This window comes from Allorhodopirellula solitaria (genome assembly GCF_007859855.1).
GTDB classification, from domain to species: Bacteria; Planctomycetota; Planctomycetia; order Pirellulales; family Pirellulaceae; genus Rhodopirellula; species Rhodopirellula solitaria.
This window is the reverse complement of the sequence record NZ_SJPK01000018.1, coordinates 40,267-57,271: the sequence shown is the minus strand read 5'-3', so window position 1 is coordinate 57,271 and position 17,005 is coordinate 40,267. Positions and strand designations below refer to the sequence as shown.

Genomic DNA, 17,005 nt, shown 5'->3' with positions numbered 1-17,005 from the left:
TAGCCGTTGGCGAGGCGGCAGTGAGCGTTGCCGCCGAGAGTTTTCTAGAATGTCGCCTGCGCCTGAGCTAACAAAGAGGACGGATCAACGCCCTCGACCGCAGCGCGTCCGGAGAATTGGCGCCCGCTCGCAACGATGGCGAGAATTCAGAACTGGAAGCTTTGAGCGTCTTCCTGCGGTGCAGGCTGGTACCCATGGGGTTCCATGCTGCTGCCCGCGCGTCCTTGGCTGAGACTGCGAATGGCGCTGCTGTATCCGAACATTTCTTTCAAAGGCGCGTGGGCGACGATGACGGTCATGGCGCCGCGTGTCTCCGTTGAAGCGATTATGGCCCGCCGCTGCTGGAGGTCCCCCACGATCTCACCCATGTAGTCATCCGGTGTGGTGACCTCGACACGCATCACGGGTTCGAGCAGGACAGGCCCAGCTGCTTGGATGCCGGATTCGAAAGCGTCACCGGCGGCAATTCGGAAGGCGACCTCGTCACTGCCCTCTTCCTGCATCTCCGCCTCGTAGACTTCGAATCGCACTCCTGAAAGCGGGAAGCCGGCGATCACGCCCCCACCACCGGCCCGCTCGCGGATTTCTTCGATCGCGGCAGTTCGCACTGCGTTGGGGAGCCCACAATCCGGCGGCAGACGATCAAACACGACAACCGGCGCCGACGGGTTCTCGGCAGGCAGCACGCGGGTCTTCAACCGGGCGAACATCGTGTTGGCGCCGACGACCCGGTTGCACTGGCCCGTCACGTCCGCCTGACCACTGATTGTCTCTCGGTAGTTGACCCGCGGCTTGTAGAACTTGACGTTCAGATTGAAATCGCGGGTCAAGCGGTGCTGGATGACTTCGAGGTGCAATTCTCCCATCCCACTGATGATGGTCTGTCCGAGCTCCTCGTTTTCGACCGCGCGGAAGGTGGGGTCTTGCCGCCGTAGCATGTCGAGCGTTTCTTCGAGCTTCTTGCGGTCGGCTGTGCTCTCGGGTTCGATCGCCATCGACAACACCGCTTCGGCGAACTGGATCGTCGGGAGTTGAACTGGAGCCTTGGTTTCACAAACGGTATCACCAGTGATGGCGAACCGCGGTCCGATGACGCAGCAGATATCGCCGGCGCCGACCGAGTCGCTCTGGCCATCGCGTTCCTTTTTCGTCGCATGGATCTGCCAGATCTGTGCCACGTTTTCTTTCTTGTCTCGGTTCGGACAAAAAACACGTGAATTCTGCTCGAGCGTGCCGCTGTAGATACGAATCCAATAATTATCGCCGGTTTTGGCGGGCAGGATTTTAAAGACCAGCCCGCAGAACGGTTCCTTGATATCAGGCTTCCGCGTCTGCGGTTTATCTTCCTTGCCCGGTGTGATGCCCTCGACCGGTGGGCGATCGAGCGGGCTGGGCAGGAAATTGCCGACGCCCGTCATCAGCGGCTGGACACCGATCCCATGTAACGCCGAACCACAAAACACCGGCTGAATCTTCCGCTCGATACATCCCTTGCGGAGCGCCGCGAGCACAACCTCTCGGGGCACCTCCTTTTCCTCCATGGCCAACGTCATGGCCTCTTCGCTGAGTTCGTAGACGACCTCCATCAATTGCTCACGCCAGAGCATGGCATCGTCGCGCAGCTCGCTGGGCAGGTCGACTTCCGTGACCGTTTTGCCCTCGGTCTCCGGATCGAACTGCACCAGCTTCATATCGACGAGATCGATTACTCCACGAAATGGGTCGGCGACGTGGGTCGGGCCTTGCCCGACAGGAATTTCGACAGCCACGGGGCGTCCGCCCAAACGAGGGCCAATGTCACCGAAGACGTCGTCGAAACTCGCTCCCTCACGATCCATTTTGTTGATGAAGACGATACGAGGGACCTCGTAGCGATCCGCTTGCCGCCACACCGTCTCGCTCTGAGCCTCGACACCCTCGCGAGCGGAGAATACGACGACAGCCCCATCGAGAACACGCAGGCAGCGTTCGACCTCAGCGGTGAAGTCGACGTGGCCAGGGGTGTCGAGCAGGTTGATGTTGTAATCGCCCCACTTGTACTTCACACAGGCGCTGAAGATGGTGATCCCGCGTTCCTGTTCCTCCGGATCGTCATCGGTATCGGTGGTTCCATGGTCGACACGGCCGACCCGGTGCTTCTCCCCACTGAGATAGAGCATCCGCTCGGTGACAGTGGTTTTGCCCGCATCGATGTGAGCAATGATGCCAATATTTCGCAGCTTGGATATGTCGGCGGCCATGGATAGCAAAGAGCGGTTAGCGGCTCGCGGTGAGCTACTAGCGTCTAGCTACTAGCTGTGAGCGATTTAGGGAAAGAGGAATGGCCAAACAATAAAATGCGGTTCGGCAGCGGGCAATGGGTGCCCTAACGATGCGTGCCAATCATCCTGAGATCAGAGTGACATGGCGAAAGCGGACCGTCGATGCGAGGAATCCGACGAGGCTGCGCGAAGCTTTCACGTCATTGCCCGCGTGCGTCTCGGGTGAGTGTCTTCGTGGCGATCCCGTGAAATGAATTCAACCGACAGCCGATATGCAAAAACGCTGCTGACCCCCAACCAGGGATCACCAGCGCTTGAAGTGTTTTGGGGAGGCTTTCGCCCCGAATCAAAAAGCTTGCAGCTAGACGCTAATGGCTAGTAGCCAATCGCTTACCACGCAAAGTGAGCAAACGCCTTGTTAGCGTCGGCCATGCGGTGCGTGTTTTCACGACGGGTGTAGGCGGCGCCTTCTTTCTTGAACCCAGCCAAGAACTCATCGGCGAGCTTCAGGTGCATGGGGCGTCCCTTCTTGTCACGGACAGCCATCAGGATCCAGCGGATCGCGAGGCTCTGTTGGCGAGCCTTGTTGACCTGCATCGGCACCTGGTAGCTGGCACCACCGACTCGCTTGCTACGCACTTCGATGTAGGGCTTGATGTTTTCCAGAGCGATTTCAAAGACTTCGAAAGGTGTCTCTTCGCCTTCGTGCCGCTTGCCAATTTCCTCGAGTGCATCGTAGAAAACTCGCTGGGCGGTCGTCTTTTTGCCGTCGAGCATCAGGCAATTGATGAACTTGCTCGCCAGCAGCGACTGGTGCCGTGGGTCGCCTTTGAGCTGCGAGCGACTGGAGGTGATTCGTCCCATGAAAGTACGTCGGTTGAAAAAGAGTGTTTGGGGTGGGGGAGTATTCGGTGCAATTCGGAAACTGCGGACCAACGGAGCGAAAAACTATTTCTTCGCACCGTAGCGGCTGCGTGACTGCTTCCGGCCGTCGACGCCGAGGGCATCGCGAGATCCGCGAACGACTTGGTAACGCACACCGGGCAAATCGCGGACACGTCCGCCGCGAACGAGCACGATCGAGTGCTCCTGCAGGTTGTGGCCTTCGCCGGGGATGTAAACCGTGACTTCTTTGCCGTTGCTCAGTCGCACCCGAGTGATTTTTCGCAGGGCCGAGTTCGGCTTTTTCGGGGTCATGGTCCGGACTTGCAGGCAAACACCCTGTTTTTGCGGGCATTTTTCGAGAACCGGTGACTTACTCTGGCTCTTCTTGAGCTTGCGATTCTTGCGGACGAGCTGGTTGATTGTGGGCATAGATGCAGTCGAAACGTAAGATCGCCGGAGCGATCGACAACGAAAGGGTGACACGGGCAATGGTTTTGCTGCGAGAACAATTCCATACGGCAAGGGGCGAAGTATCGCGTGTGACACAGATTTGTCAAGTCCGAACCGCGACAGAGATTTTTCAGTCACTGCAGATTCCTTTTGCCCTCGTGAAACCTACCCACCAACGGTTACACTGTCGGCCGCAAATTTTCACACCACCCACCGAGGTCCACCGCATATGAGTCAACGAAAAGGGAGTCAATTCGCTGGATTGGCCGTCGCCATCATTACCCCGTTTCGCGATGACCAACTCGATGTGGCGCGTCTGCGCGAGCAAATCGAGTTTCAAATCGACGCCGGCACCAACTGCATCGTGCCCGCTGGCACGACGGGCGAGTCACCGACACTCTCTCACGAGGAGCACGAACGCGTGATCGCTGAGACGATCGCCTGCGTCGCAGGCCGAGTGAAAGTGATGGCGGGTGCCGGCAGCAATAATACAGCCGAAGCCCTCCGCCTCTCCCGGCGCGCCGCTGCAGAGGGGGCCGACGCGGTTTTGCAGGTCGCCCCCTATTACAACAAGCCGACCCAAGAAGGCATGTACCAACACTTCCGCGCCATCGCCGAAGAGGTCGATGTGCCAGTCTGCGTTTACAATATCCCTGGCCGAACCGGCAAAAACATCGAAGTCGAGACGATCCAACGACTCGCTGATCTGCCCGGCATCACGATGGTCAAGGAAGCGACCGGTTCGCTCGACCAGTGCTCGGCGATTCTCGGCTCGACGGACTTGACGGTGCTCTCGGGCGACGATTCGTTGACCCTGCCGATGATGAGCGTGGGCGCCGAAGGCGTGATCTCGGTGGCCGGCAACGTCGTCCCAAGCGTCATGCTCGAGATGGTCCGCGCCGCCGCGGCAGGCGATTACACCACCGCCGCAGAACTCCACCATCGGCTATACGCCTTCTGCAACACCATGCTGGGACTCTCGACCAACCCCATCCCCGTGAAAGCCGCGATGGAGATGCTCGGCCGCGATACCGGCGAACTTCGCCTGCCCATGGTCGCCCTCGACGAGTCCGAGCGCAGTGTGCTGCAAGAGACACTGCTGAAATTTGGCATCGGTTCGGCAGTGGTCTGAAAACGGGGCAGAGTTCGTCTGCTTCCCAAGAGCCTCGTCAGCTTCCCGAGAACGACAGAGCCCCGGATAGCTTGTCATTCGAAAGCGCCGCTTTGCCGTGAGGCTGGCGCACGAGCCAGCGAACCTGTGGGGAACTGACAGGTTTCAGGCAGATCCATTACTGGCGGTGCGATCTCTACACAGAACTCGCAAACGAACGCCCTCGGGCGATGCGTCGCAGCTATCATGTGCCGTGTGCTCAACGCACGATCTCGTTCGCCACTCCCACCCCTGCTGCTGACCATGATGACCCTGAATCGCTCATTTGTTTTCTCTGCCCTGATCGCGACCGTGACCTGCATGCCCTGGCAACGATCTAATGGACAAGACGCCGGCGGCGATGAGGGCAGTGCAACGCAGGCCAACCAAGTCGAAACCTTGTTTGAGAAGAAAACCTTTACCAGTCCCGGTGGCGGTGAACTGGAATACCGCATCTACACCCCCGATTCGGCTGGCGAGGACGCGAAACTACCGCTCGTTTTATTCCTACATGGCGCCGGTGAGCGTGGCAGCGACAATTCCGCTCAACTGAAGCACGGCGTGACCGAGTTCTTGAAAGAGGGGCGCGGGACGCGCTATCCCGCCATCCTTATCGCCCCGCAGTGCCCGCGCGACCGAAAGTGGGTCGATGCGGATTGGTCGCAATCCGATGGCGAGGGAACCTTCATGTCGACTCCCTCACCAACGATGAAACTCGTCTTCCAGCTATTGGACGAAACCATCGCGGGCGGCCAAGTCGATCCGTCACGACTGTATGTGACCGGCCTCTCGATGGGCGGGTATGGAAGCTGGTACGCAGCAGCCGAGTATCGCACCATGGCCAATCGCCCAACCTCTGGAGCGCCCTCCGATCTCGACCAAGCCACGACCAGCGGGTTTGCTGCCATGATCGCGATCTGTGGCGGCGGCGACCCGAGCTGGGTCGATCGCTATGATCCCGTCAGCATCTGGGCGGTCCACGGCGATGCGGATCGGGCCGTGCCGGTCGCTCGTAGCCGATCCATGATCGCGGCCTTGGTCAACGGCGGACACCCCGGCGAAATTCGGTACACCGAACACGCCGGCGTCGGCCACGACAGCTGGACACAAACCTATGCTGACGAGGAAACCTACGACTGGCTGTTCTCCCAACAACGCTAAGCAGTTGTGGCAACGTTTTGGTTCATCCGACGGAAGCGTGCGCAGAGCACAGCGGGAGGTTTTTTGAGACATGGCTCTCGTATCCAATGATCGTTCAAAAATGCGTCCCTGACGAACAAACGCTCGCCAGGGACCGACAACACCATTGGCGTACCGCTTTTGCAGGGAAACGCTGGCGACCGAGATATCCCTTGCCAAGCCAGCACCTCTGCAGAGCTCGGCTCCGTTTCTCCAGACAGTGCCAGTCTAACATTGATAATCACATCCCACAATTAAATCCTTCGATACGGGAGCCATGCCTTGAAAACCTCGGGCCCACGCTCCCGTCGGATGAGCCAAAGTTTTGACGTTCGACGTTCTCCTCGGACGTCGCAAGATACGCGTGCAAATGGAGCACCCTCGCTGCAAGAGCCCTTCGATGGTTCGAAAAGAGATCGATGTGCGCACGATTATTTACAATCGGATCCGTGAACTCATCGTTCGCACCGCGCATCGTTTCGACACAGGTCCCAAGCGTCGTCAAACGGGACCACACTGAGCGGCGATTCGACTATCGCCCGCAGGCTCAAGCGCCGAACAATTTGCGCACACCTGCTTAACTGGCCGAGGGCTCGACGACGTCGACTTGCTCATCCACGTCCACCTGGCTCAGCGTCGAAATCTTCCCGCTTGGCCAATGCACTTCCACGTCGCAGGGTCCCTGATGCCCTGCCAAGCCGAAGACCAAGACAGATTGCCGGGTCGATGCGAAGCTGCCGCCGCCATAGCGTTGCTGGTGCAGCACGAGGTCACCGGCGGTCACAACCACCCTCGCTCCGGTACCCCCCCGAGGTGATTCGCGGCCGATCAAACGCAGCTTAAGGAAGTGGCCTCGCTGGGAATCGTTCCGCAGTAGCGCCGCCGGGGAATTCTGGTGCACGACTGCCAGGTCGAGATCACCATCATCGTCGAAATCTAGCGAAACGGCGCCGCGGCCAACATACTCACGGCCGAAAAACTCGCCCGCCGACTCGCTGCGTTCGATCCAATGCGTTCCGTCGAAGGCGAACAATTGCGGCGGCATCGCATGGATCGGATTTTTGGCATAGTTTTCCACGTGCCCATTGGTCACAAATAAATCCTGATAGCCATCGAGATCGAAATCCTGCATTTCGGTACCAAAGGCGAGCACGTGCAGCACCGGCACATGCAGCCCGGTGCGCGCCGTCACATCCTGAAACCCTTTCGGGCCGAGGTTGCGGTAGAGCGTGTTGGACTCGTCGTAGTAATGAGTCGAATAGATGTCGGGGAAGCCATTGCGGTCATAATCACCGATCGCCAACCCCATACTGGCCTGGAACAACCCATCGCCACTGACGGCGCAGCCGCGTAACAAGGCCCGCTCTTGAAACGAACCATGGCCATCATTGAGGAACAAAAAATTGGCGGTCGTGTCGTTGGCCACATAGACATCGGGGTCGCCGTCGACGTCAAAATCGGCAACGGCAACTCCTAGCGATTTACTGCCGGGACCGACCAACCCCAACTCGCTGGCCCGTTCGACAAAGGTGCCGTCTCCCTGGTTGATGAAGCACTCATTGGGCAGCGCGTCCATTTCACGCGGATGACAAATTCGGTTTTCACCTTTGCTGTTCCTGCACAGAACCGGATGCAGCGGGTCGTAGTTGGTGTAGTTACAAACGAACAGATCAAGCAATCCGTCACCCGACAAATCGGCAAACGCAGCCGAACTACTCCAACGTGAACCTGTCGTTGCACCGGCGGTTCCCGTCGCCGGTGTGACATCGACAAACGTGCCGTCACCCTGATTTTGCAGCAGGATATTTCCACCGACGAAAGTGAGATAGACGTCGTCAAAGCCATCGGCATTGAAGTCGCCGGTGGCGACACCTTGGCCATAACCGTTGTCGGCCAACCCAGCCAAAGACGCGACATCGACCCACCGCCCAGCGGGCGAATTCCGAAACAAGGCCACCGGTGCATCGCCAGCCTGCGGCCGCTGCGGATCGCCGCCCTGATTAAAAAACAGATCGGGCCGGCCGTCATTGTCGTAGTCCAGGACACCGACGCCGCCGCCCGTCGACTCGACCATCAAGGATTCGCCCTGTTCACCGTTGCGATAGACGAAATCCATCCCCGACGACTGCGCCACGTCGACAAAGTGCAGCCGATTCTCGCCAGTGGTCGAGGAGACAACGCGATCGCCTGGCAACCGGCTGGCTGCTGGCTCGGCCTGGATATCGGCACCGAACAATTTATCGCCGCCCGGGTGATCGCCCTCGGCTGCCGAGCGTTCCTGCGGATTGTCGATGCCTGTAACGCCGCTGCGTTCTCCGCAACCCGGCGCAGCCAGGCACGCTCCCATCATCGCCGCCACCAACATCGCAACGCAATCGCAACGACCTGGCCGGGGCCGGGCGGCGGCCGGCGAGATTCCGGCGCGTTCACTACCCGACAGCCGCCCGACAGCCCAACCATTACCAACGGGTTCTCTCGTAGGTCTCATCGGCCCCCTCCCGTCATGCGAGCTGCCTCGGGTTCTGCAGCTTGGGCTGCGTTCAATACTGCGATCCGCCGCTCGAGCTGTTCGGCAACCGGCCCGTCACCGACCTGTTCGGCGTTGAACCGCATGGATTCCAGAACCGGTATCGGCAAGACTGCGGCGCTATCCATGTTCATCAGGGTGGTTTCCAGTTCGTGTCCGACGTCCGCAATTTGCAGCTGTTTCTCTGCCGCTGGCATATCGCTCTGTAGCCGCAAGACCTCACCGAGCTGCGTGCGGCTCTTCCAATCGTAGGGGTTCTTCTCGATCGCCGTGCGATAGGCGGCCTCGGCTTGCTGGAACTCGTCGTCGGCCCGATGCAACCATCCCTTATACCGCCAGACCCGGCTATCCCTTGCAGCGGAGGTGGGCACCTCGGCGAGCAGCCTTGCGACCTGATCGCGATCGCCACGGCCCGAGTAAAGCTTCATGCTCGCGATCAACAACTCGCGATTGCCAGGATACTTCGCCAGCCCCTGTTGCAGCAAATCCTCTTGGTGCTCGAGTTGCTCCTGTCGCTGCTCTGCGGCCACGAACCCTTGCTTGGCAATGCCATCACTGACAGCTCGGGCCAAGTGAACGGTCCGGGCCACGTCGTATCGCTCGCTATCGGGATGCTGCTCGAGCCAATGCGCATTGTCGTCAGCACCGCTGGCGAGGACAACCGCTTCGAGATCCATCAAATAGACATATGCAACCAGTGGCTCCTCACCCGAGAGCACCACCTGACGCGCTAACTCGTGAGCCAAGTCGCTCTGCAGAGTCACCGCATAATACCGCAACAAATCGACACTCGCTTGCCGTACCGAGGGATCGAGCTTGATCACATGACGCAGTGTTGCAGCAGCCAACTCCGGTTCATTGAGCGGGAGCCGGTACAACCTTGCGAGCTGACACATCCCCTCGGCAGAGCGAGGGTCATCGCTCGGCAATCGTTCAAAAAACTCTGCGGCTTGGCCAAACGCACCCCGCGCCTGAGCGGCTTCCCCGGAGTAAGTCAACGCCAACGGATCCGTGGGCTCACGTTCCAACCACAGACGACTCGCCACCGCGACCCGTCCCCAATCACCTCGTTGGCGAGCCGCTCGAGCTGCGCTCTCAAACTGATGGAGCTGGTATTTCGAGACACCCCAAAAGATCGCTAGGCAAACGACCACCACCCCGAGACCGGCAGCGATCCAACGACGCACGCGGTGCTTGGGAGTTCCCCGAGGCGAAGCAGACAATAGACGAAATCCTCTCCCAGAGTGATAGACGAGCGAGCCAACCACCGTCACAGCTGTTGGACCGAACTCGCTGCGCGATCTTGCCCCCTCCAGCGAGGCAGCCTCGCTGCTGGCAACCAACAATCCTAACCAATGGGACGCGCTTGGGTCAGTGCATCGCCGCGCAAAGCAAACAGAGGCAAGCGCAACAATCCCGATCGTGCAAAGAACCACACCCTAACAGCTACCCTGGGGAAGACAACGCGTCAATGAAAGCCATCTGGCAATATGTGCGGCCTCTTTTCTGCAATGTGGTGTTTGACGGCGACGTGACGAAACTTACGTAGAGTCGGCCTGAATAAGAGGATAGACATTGCGTGATCCATGCCACTGATAATAATGCCCGCTTTTCCTGAGACACCCTATGCCACCTATTTGCTCAGAGCTTACAGGATGGCCGCATAACTTCCCCCAATCCCTTTCAAGATTGACGCTATGAACATCCACAAGCACACCGCCATCACATTGCTGCTGCTAGCCGGTTTGAGCTGCTTCGCCGCTACCACTCCCGGTTGCAGCTCATCGAGCGAAAACGTCGTGGCTCCTCCGGCAGAACCTGATTCGCCCGAAGTCGCGAAAGAGAAAGCGGCTCACTATGGCGGCAAGGCGAGCAAGCCGTCGGGCTAGTCTGTCGCGACCTTCTATTTTCACGCTGGCGGGCGATCGCGTCGATCGTCTCGCAGTTCCCCCATTTCAAACAAGTATAAGAGGTGGTCTTTCATGGCCTATCGAAAAACACGCCAGGGTTTCACTCTGGTCGAATTGCTGGTGGTGATTGCCATCATCGGCGTGCTGGTCGGGCTCTTGCTACCGGCGGTCCAAGCGGCCCGCGAAGCAGCCCGACGAATGAGTTGCAGCAATAACTTCAAACAAGTCGGACTGGCGCTGCACAACTATCATGCTGCGTACAACCAGTTGCCCAAACAGTGCGGCGGATCTTACAACGGGACCGGAATCGTCTCATCCAACGGAAATCATTTAAGCTTTCTCATCGGCATGCTGCCCTTTATCGAGCAGCAGGCGCTGTGGCAGCAAATTTCCAACCCATCTCAACAAACCAACTCGGATGGTTCGATTGCAACATTCCCTGCCATGGGCCCGGTCCCGTGGGACAATAACTACACGCCGTGGAAGACGACGGTAGGCGGATACCGCTGCCCCAGTGATCCCTCGGTTCCGTCCGCTGGCGAATTTGGCCTGACCAACTTCGCCGCGTGCGTGGGTGATGCCAAGCCATGGACCAATAATGGCGGCGTGAATCCCGACGGCTCGGACGCCGATACAGCAGCGGCCAATTCATTCATGCGAGGCGTTTTCAACACTCGCCGCGTGACTGGCTTCCGCGACATCCTTGACGGCACCTCCAACACGATCATGTGTGCTGAGATCGTGACCGACGGAGGCATGCGAGAAATCAAAGCCCAGCCTGTCATGAACGCAGGCGCTGTCGACCAAAACCCCATGACCCCAGGTTGTGCAGGCCCCGACATCATCGATCCGACTCGCCCGCAGTTCTATACTGCCGCAGCAACCTTGGGGTCGGACATTAACGGGGATTGGCGTCGAGGCCGGCAGTGGGCAATGGGCCTACCGTTCTACACCAGTGTCAATTGCATCAAACCGCCCAACAAAGAGAGCTGCATTGGTGGTGGCAGCGACAATAACGATGGGCTGTACTCCGCAGGCAGCCGTCACCAAGGTGGCTGTCACGTGCTGATGGCAGATGGTGCGGTGCGGTTCATTACCGAATCGATTGAAGCTGGCAACCAGAGTGGCCCCAGCCCAGGTAATGGGCTTCCCAGCACTTATGGATTATGGGGGGCCCTAGGCTCCAAGAATGGCCGGGAAGTCGAATCGCTTCCTTAATCGATCGCGAGTTCTCAACTCACTCGCCCAAATGGGTGAGAATCGCTACGGCAGGCTCCCGCTTGGGAGGCCTGCCGTTTTTCATCCCTGCGTCCTCATTTCAAATGCCCCGCACTGGTTTGGAACATCCGGCGACGCCGCGTTCGTGCATCCTGTTCTTGGGAGATCGCTTGGCTCAAGTCGTCGTAATTGGCGTTGCAAACCCGGCAACCGATCTCCTCCAGATGAAATCGAATGTAATCGCGGTGCTCACCCACTAGCTCGTTCAAGAGATATCGCCTGAGCAGCCCGCGGTCAGGACAGCTCAGATGCTCGCGGCGCCAGATCGCGCCAATGGTATGCAGCCCAGCAACGTTTTGGCCACGGAGCCTGACCAGGCGTTGGTGCAACTCGGGATACTCACGGATCGCCTCTTCGATCCGCGCGGAGTCTTCCGACCCCAGCTGCTCGTCCAAAAAAGCGAGCAATTCAATGTCACTGAATTCGGGCATGATCGGCCGACCCTCCGTTATCCCTAGGGCTGAGCCCCGCTCGGGGTGGACGCGGACTCCGCACCGTCGTTCTTTTCGTCCGCGTCTGGCGACCGGGGGGTCGCCTCGAGAACTGTTTTCAGCACGTCGATCAACTGGTCCAAGCGAAACGGTTTGTACAGAACCGCTTTGGGATGCAACCCATTCTGTTTCGCCTTAACGATCGAATGGCCTGGATCGTAGCCAAATCCAGTCATCAGGATCATCGGGACGTGATCCATGAACTTGCCCAGACGCAACATCAACTGATAGCCGCTGTACTCGGACAACCGAATGTCACTAATGATTGCATCATAAAAGTTTTGGCCACCGCTGCGCCGCACCATCAGCAGCGCCTCGTCGCCGGCATGTGCCGTTTCCACGACACATCCATAGCGTTCGAGCAACCGGTGGGCATCCTCGCGAACTTGCTCGTCTTCATCGACAACGAGCACGCGTTTTCCGCGGAGCACCGCATGCAGTTCCGATTTCTCATCGGCAGCAACCGCCTCGAGGGGTGTCATCTTCTGCCCGATCTGTTGGATGGTGCGTTTGATATCACGTGAGTTCTGAAGGATCCGGCCGAGTCGATCCATCACCTCGCTGCTGTGCCCGATGTAGCCCTCCATCACATGCACGGCATCATTGAGGATCGCGTCAACGGGCATCGCGACGGCGCTGTGGATCGCGTCGCAACTCTGTTGAGCGGTGTTGGCCTTCTGGGCCACGAGCAATTCGAGCGTATTGAGAGCGAAGGCGATATCGCGAGCGAAAATCTCTAGAAACTGCAGGTCGCTGTCGGTGAACGTCGCCACGTCGGGGCTCTCGACATTGATCGTCCCGAGCACTTGATCGTGCAGAATCAATGGAACGGTCAACGAACTGCGCGTATTCGCCACACCAGGAATGAACAGGGGATCATTGAGCACGTCGTGACAGATATAGGGCACACCACTGGCGGCGACATATCCCGTGATCCCGTTCTCGTGCATTCTCGCGAGCAGTTTGCGATCGGAGGCCTCTTCGTCGATGCCCACGCTCAAAAGCGGCAACAAGTCGCCGGTGGACTGCTCAAGGACGCGAATTTCAATCACGTCGAAGTTCAACAAATCACGCAAATAGTGCTGAATGTTGTCTTTGAGCAGGTCGATCCGCTCGTCGACCTCCATCATGAAGATTTCGTTGGGGCGGAGATCAGCGAGCTCGCGTCCGGCTTGATGGATCGCAGCGAGCTTTTGCTCCTGCAGGATCTCCTCGGTGATGTCACTGATCGTGACGATCAAGTGCCGCGGTGCCGCTGCGGAATGGATCGGGGCGGCGTGGATCTTGAAATATTGGTTGCGAGAACTGTGTAATGTCGAATGGCTCTGGTCACCCGTCGCCAGGGACGTATGAAACGGACAGAAATCGGGGCCCATGATCTCCGGGTTGTGAAGCAGCTCGAAGAACGTCATCCCCAATGGAGTGCCCTCCTCTCGTTCTGCCCACTGCAGGAGCTGCCGGTTCGCCCAGATGACCCGCAGGTCAGAGTCGAGCAGTGCGACACCCTCGGGCATATCGCGCAGCATCAAACCGCTCTGCGTGATTCCGCGAATCTCCGAGACCTGCGGCAAACTCGATCGCCCGAGCCAGATCCCTGAGACCGACTCCTCTTCGAGCAACGGAAACGCTTCGACGATCGATTCCGCGTGCACCCATTCGATGTCACCGGATCGATCGGCGGCGCCAGCGGCAATCGCCTCGGGCGGCAGTCCTCCGTCGCCTACCCAAATCATTCTTGACACAGCCTGATTACTCCCACCTCTGCAAGCCCTTCATCGCGTCGCACCCAAACACGTTCGACAACGCCACACAGAAAACTATAAACGAAAACGCCACGGCGGATGTGCCCAAATGTTTGCAGAACGAGCTTCCTTTTCAACTCCGAGAGACCCTGGGAACCCCCGCTTGGCCGCCATCAGCTCCCCGCTAGCGCGTCTCAGAAAAATCGCCGCGTCACCAAGGGGGCGATCATTCACCGAGCAAGCCTGTGAAGGAACCCAGGCAGGGCTAGCCGGAGGGCGCCGGCAAAACCGACCCGGAGCGGTAGAAATTCCCGCGGCGGCGAGCAGCGTACCAGACAGATGGCAAAAAAAATGAAATTATCGCGTTTTTTGGCAACGACCCGTCGTGAGAAAAATCCGTGAAACTTGCCGTGGAACTAGGATCGCATTGTTGACATAGGATACCCAGCATCTACCTTTGATAGCTGCAGGGCGATGTCCGCCCAAACTACGCAGCCGTTAAAGCTTGCCCGTGTTTCTTCTGTTGCCTCACAGTTCGTGAGCATTTCGAGAGGGTTATCAATGAAGTCTAGTGTATTGAGGATGTTTATGGGGGCCACCGCAGCGATGTTGTTCGCTGCCTCGGTCCACGCAGGATGCGGAAGTTGTGGCGGTTGCGCCAGTGGAAATGGTTGCGCTTCGCAAAGCTCAACGGCTGGATGCGGCGGCTGTGCCGACGGCAGTGGTGCGGGCTGTGGCACGACCGTGTCATACGAAACGCAAACTGTCATGCGTTCACAATACGTCACCGAAACCCGTATGGTTCCAACGACCACTTACGAGCGGCAAACCAAAACCCGCACGCGAAACGTGACCAAGCAAGTTGCACGCGTGGAAACTCGTTCGCAAGAATACACCGTCAACGTGCCTCAAACGAAGACTCGTACGGAAACCTACGACGTTCAAGTCTCTGTGCCCTACACGGAAGAACAAACGTACACAGTTTCAGTTCCCGTGACCACGGAAGTCGAACAGTCCTATCAGGTCAGCGTGCCGTACACCGAACAGGTCGAACAGTCCTACCAGGTCAACGTGCCTTACACCGAGACCAAGACTCAAGACTACACGGTCTGCGTGCCCTACACCGAGCAAATCGAGCAGACCTACAGCGTTCAGGTTCCTGTGACGACCACGCAAACGCAAGAATACCAAGTCTGCGTTCCCTACACCGAAACCCAAACACAAACGTACACCGTTCGTGTTCCTCAGACTGAGACCCGTACCCAAGAGTACACGGTCAACGTCCCTTACACCGAGCAAGTGGAACAGTCCTACAACGTGACGGTTCCTTACACCGAGCAAGTGACCCAAACGTACAACGTGATGGTCCCTTACACCGAGCAAGTTGAGCAGACTTACACCGTGCGTGTTCCTGTTCAGCAAACTCAAACGGCCTACCGCACCGTTAGCAAGTGCGTCCCCGTGACCACGATGCGAACGGTTCAGCGCGACCTGGGTGGTTACGAGTGCCAAGCAGTTCCCGCCGCTCCTGCAGCAACCGGTTGCGGTTGTGGCAGCAGCAGCTCAAACGCCTGCGGCGACCCATGCGGTGGCTGTGGCGGATGCCAAAGCAGCTGTGGTTGCGGTAGCTCCGCAGCCGGTGCTGGATGTGCTCCAGCGGTTAGCTATCGTCGCGTGTACGTTCCCAACGTCGTCTGCGAACAGGTCCCAACGACCACCTACCAACGCACGACTGAGAAGGTCCCTTACACCTACACCACGACTTCCTACAACTGCGAAACCAAGACCCGCATGGTCCCAGTTACCCGCACGCGTAGCGAATCCCGTGAGCGCACGGTTAACGTGACTCGCTGCCGTACGGAAACCCGTACCCGCACCGTCCCCGTGACCCGCTGCCGTCAAGAAACGCGTACCCGTGACTACCAAGTCACGACGTACACGACCGAACAGCGGACTCGCGAAGTCCCCGTGCAACGCACTCGCATGGAAACTCGCACCCGCGAAGTTCCTGTGACGACCATGAAGACCGAGCAACGTACCCGTACGGTATCGGTTCAAAAGACCCGTCAAGAGCAACGCACTCGTGAATATCAAGTCACCAAGTGCCGCACCGAAACCCGCACTCGCACGGTTCCTGTGACCCGCACCCGTACCGAAACTCGCACTCGCATGGTCCCCCAAACGACCATGAAGACCGAGGAACGGACCCGTACGGTCAACCGCACCCGGATGGAAACGGAACAACGCGAACGCGAAGTTTCTTACACCGTCTGCGTGCCAGAAACCCGCACTCGCAACTACAACGTGACTGTCTATGACACCGTCACCGAAGAAGTTCCTGAAACCTACACCGTCTGCGTTCCTGTGCAGTCGACCAAGGAAGTTCAGGTCCGCGTCTGCAAGCAGGTTCCAACGACTGTTCAAGTTCCTGTCTACAACTCGGCTGCTCCTGCAGCTGGATGTGGCTGTGGCTCGACCGCCGTGCAAGCTAGCCCCGTGCATGCGACACCCGTCATGCAAGCCGGTGCTGGTTGCACCAACTGTGGCAGCTAGTTTCACTAGCCCCGCCTCCGACTGTTGAAGAGACGGCAAGTTGATTCTACGAAAACCGCGTGAGCCATCCGCTCACGCGGTTTTTTTATTGCGCCTCTAGCAACAGGACTGCGCCGCCGGTAGCCGTACTCGAAAATAGACCGCAATGCCGCCCAGGCAATTCGGACCCAGCCTATGCGAGCCAGCGATCGCGCCGAGCACGAGCACGAGCACGAGCACGAGTACGAGCACGAGCACGAGTACGACGAGAGAGAAGTTGCGCTGCGCTGGCCTACCGCAATTCTTTGCAATCCCTCTCGGGATATTTAGGAACGCGGGAGTAATAAGTGTCGTGTTGGACGAAGCGACGAACTGTTGGATCCCCAGAAGTATCCCGTCAGGGATTACAGACATTAGCCGTAGGTCAGCGCAGCGTCACCTACTGTGATTCGTTGGCCTATCCGGTGGTGTTCGCTTACGCTCAAACCACCGGCTATTTTCTTCAACGCCTTCGGCGTAGGAAAACTCGTGGGAGCTCTACAGCTCGTCGTCTCGTCCGCCACAGAAAAGATCTCGCAAAATTCGCCACTTATTGATCAC

At 58.4% G+C, this 17,005-nt stretch carries 12 protein-coding genes; 5 read left to right on the top strand and 7 right to left on the bottom strand.

Annotation, left to right across the window (positions count from 1 at the left end):
• Positions 1-146: 146 nt before the first annotated feature.
• From fusA to rpsL, 3 genes are all read right to left on the bottom strand, one after another.
• On the bottom strand, positions 147-2,240 hold the full coding sequence (gene fusA, locus CA85_RS21700; protein ID WP_146393455.1) for an elongation factor G: 2,094 nt from the start codon (positions 2,238-2,240) through the stop codon (positions 147-149).
• Between the two features lie 411 nt (positions 2,241-2,651).
• Positions 2,652-3,125, bottom strand: a complete 474-nt coding sequence (gene rpsG / locus CA85_RS21695) for a 30S ribosomal protein S7 (protein WP_146393454.1) — start codon at positions 3,123-3,125, stop codon at positions 2,652-2,654.
• A gap of 84 nt (positions 3,126-3,209) precedes the next feature.
• Positions 3,210-3,575: a 30S ribosomal protein S12 gene (gene rpsL / locus CA85_RS21690; protein ID WP_008676202.1), complete on the bottom strand. Its 366-nt coding sequence runs from the start codon at positions 3,573-3,575 to the stop codon at positions 3,210-3,212.
• 250 nt (positions 3,576-3,825) lie between these two features.
• Here rpsL and dapA point away from each other — a divergent pair, with 250 nt between their 5' ends.
• Positions 3,826-4,728 carry a 4-hydroxy-tetrahydrodipicolinate synthase gene (dapA, locus tag CA85_RS21685; RefSeq protein ID WP_146393453.1) on the top strand — a complete coding sequence of 301 codons (903 nt, stop codon included), beginning with the start codon at positions 3,826-3,828 and terminating at the stop codon, positions 4,726-4,728.
• A 282-nt stretch (positions 4,729-5,010) separates the two neighbouring features.
• Positions 5,011-5,907 carry a carboxylesterase family protein gene (locus tag CA85_RS21680; protein ID WP_186775117.1) on the top strand — a complete coding sequence of 299 codons (897 nt, stop codon included), beginning with the start codon at positions 5,011-5,013 and terminating at the stop codon, positions 5,905-5,907.
• A 595-nt stretch (positions 5,908-6,502) separates the two neighbouring features.
• Here CA85_RS21680 and CA85_RS21675 read toward each other — a convergent pair.
• Positions 6,503-8,413: a CRTAC1 family protein gene (locus tag CA85_RS21675; RefSeq protein ID WP_146393451.1), complete on the bottom strand. Its 1,911-nt coding sequence runs from the start codon at positions 8,411-8,413 to the stop codon at positions 6,503-6,505.
• Positions 8,410-9,675 carry a tetratricopeptide repeat protein gene (locus tag CA85_RS21670; protein WP_146393450.1) on the bottom strand — a complete coding sequence of 422 codons (1,266 nt, stop codon included), beginning with the start codon at positions 9,673-9,675 and terminating at the stop codon, positions 8,410-8,412. The genes CA85_RS21675 and CA85_RS21670 overlap by 4 nt, the downstream gene beginning before the upstream one ends.
• Positions 9,676-10,149: 474 nt before the next feature.
• On the opposite strand from CA85_RS21670, the gene CA85_RS21665 reads away from it, so the two are divergent.
• Entirely contained in the window at positions 10,150-10,341 is a 192-nt protein-coding gene (locus CA85_RS21665) for a hypothetical protein (protein WP_146393449.1), read from the top strand.
• Between the two features lie 93 nt (positions 10,342-10,434).
• The gene (locus CA85_RS21660) at positions 10,435-11,580 is read left to right on the top strand and encodes a DUF1559 domain-containing protein (protein ID WP_146393448.1); all 1,146 of its coding nucleotides are present in this window, start codon (positions 10,435-10,437) and stop codon (positions 11,578-11,580) included.
• 95 nt (positions 11,581-11,675) lie between these two features.
• Here CA85_RS21660 and CA85_RS21655 read toward each other — a convergent pair whose 3' ends face one another.
• Both CA85_RS21655 and CA85_RS21650 read right to left on the bottom strand, forming a co-directional pair.
• Positions 11,676-12,071, bottom strand: a complete 396-nt coding sequence (locus tag CA85_RS21655) for a hypothetical protein (protein WP_146393447.1) — start codon at positions 12,069-12,071, stop codon at positions 11,676-11,678.
• A gap of 23 nt (positions 12,072-12,094) precedes the next feature.
• Entirely contained in the window at positions 12,095-13,864 is a 1,770-nt protein-coding gene (locus tag CA85_RS21650) for a hybrid sensor histidine kinase/response regulator (RefSeq protein WP_246113064.1), read from the bottom strand.
• A gap of 591 nt (positions 13,865-14,455) precedes the next feature.
• Here CA85_RS21650 and CA85_RS21645 point away from each other — a divergent pair.
• The gene (locus CA85_RS21645) at positions 14,456-16,426 is read left to right on the top strand and encodes a heterocycloanthracin/sonorensin family bacteriocin (protein ID WP_146393470.1); all 1,971 of its coding nucleotides are present in this window, start codon (positions 14,456-14,458) and stop codon (positions 16,424-16,426) included.
• The last annotated feature ends 579 nt before the right edge of the window (positions 16,427-17,005 follow it).

Bases quoted from the DNA above. Each gene is read 5' to 3' on its own strand.
- fusA (WP_146393455.1), bottom strand. From the start codon at position 2,240: ATGGCCGCCGACATATCCAAGCTGCGAAATATTGGCATCATTGCTCAC.
- rpsG (WP_146393454.1), bottom strand. From the start codon at position 3,125: ATGGGACGAATCACCTCCAGTCGCTCGCAGCTCAAAGGCGACCCACGG.
- rpsL (WP_008676202.1), bottom strand. From the start codon at position 3,575: ATGCCCACAATCAACCAGCTCGTCCGCAAGAATCGCAAGCTCAAGAAG.
- dapA (WP_146393453.1), top strand. From the start codon at position 3,826: ATGAGTCAACGAAAAGGGAGTCAATTCGCTGGATTGGCCGTCGCCATC.
- CA85_RS21680 (WP_186775117.1), top strand. From the start codon at position 5,011: ATGATGACCCTGAATCGCTCATTTGTTTTCTCTGCCCTGATCGCGACC.
- CA85_RS21675 (WP_146393451.1), bottom strand. From the start codon at position 8,413: ATGAGACCTACGAGAGAACCCGTTGGTAATGGTTGGGCTGTCGGGCGG.
- CA85_RS21665 (WP_146393449.1), top strand. From the start codon at position 10,150: ATGAACATCCACAAGCACACCGCCATCACATTGCTGCTGCTAGCCGGT.
- CA85_RS21660 (WP_146393448.1), top strand. From the start codon at position 10,435: ATGGCCTATCGAAAAACACGCCAGGGTTTCACTCTGGTCGAATTGCTG.
- CA85_RS21655 (WP_146393447.1), bottom strand. From the start codon at position 12,071: ATGCCCGAATTCAGTGACATTGAATTGCTCGCTTTTTTGGACGAGCAG.
- CA85_RS21650 (WP_246113064.1), bottom strand. From the start codon at position 13,864: ATGATTTGGGTAGGCGACGGAGGACTGCCGCCCGAGGCGATTGCCGCT.
- CA85_RS21645 (WP_146393470.1), top strand. From the start codon at position 14,456: ATGTTTATGGGGGCCACCGCAGCGATGTTGTTCGCTGCCTCGGTCCAC.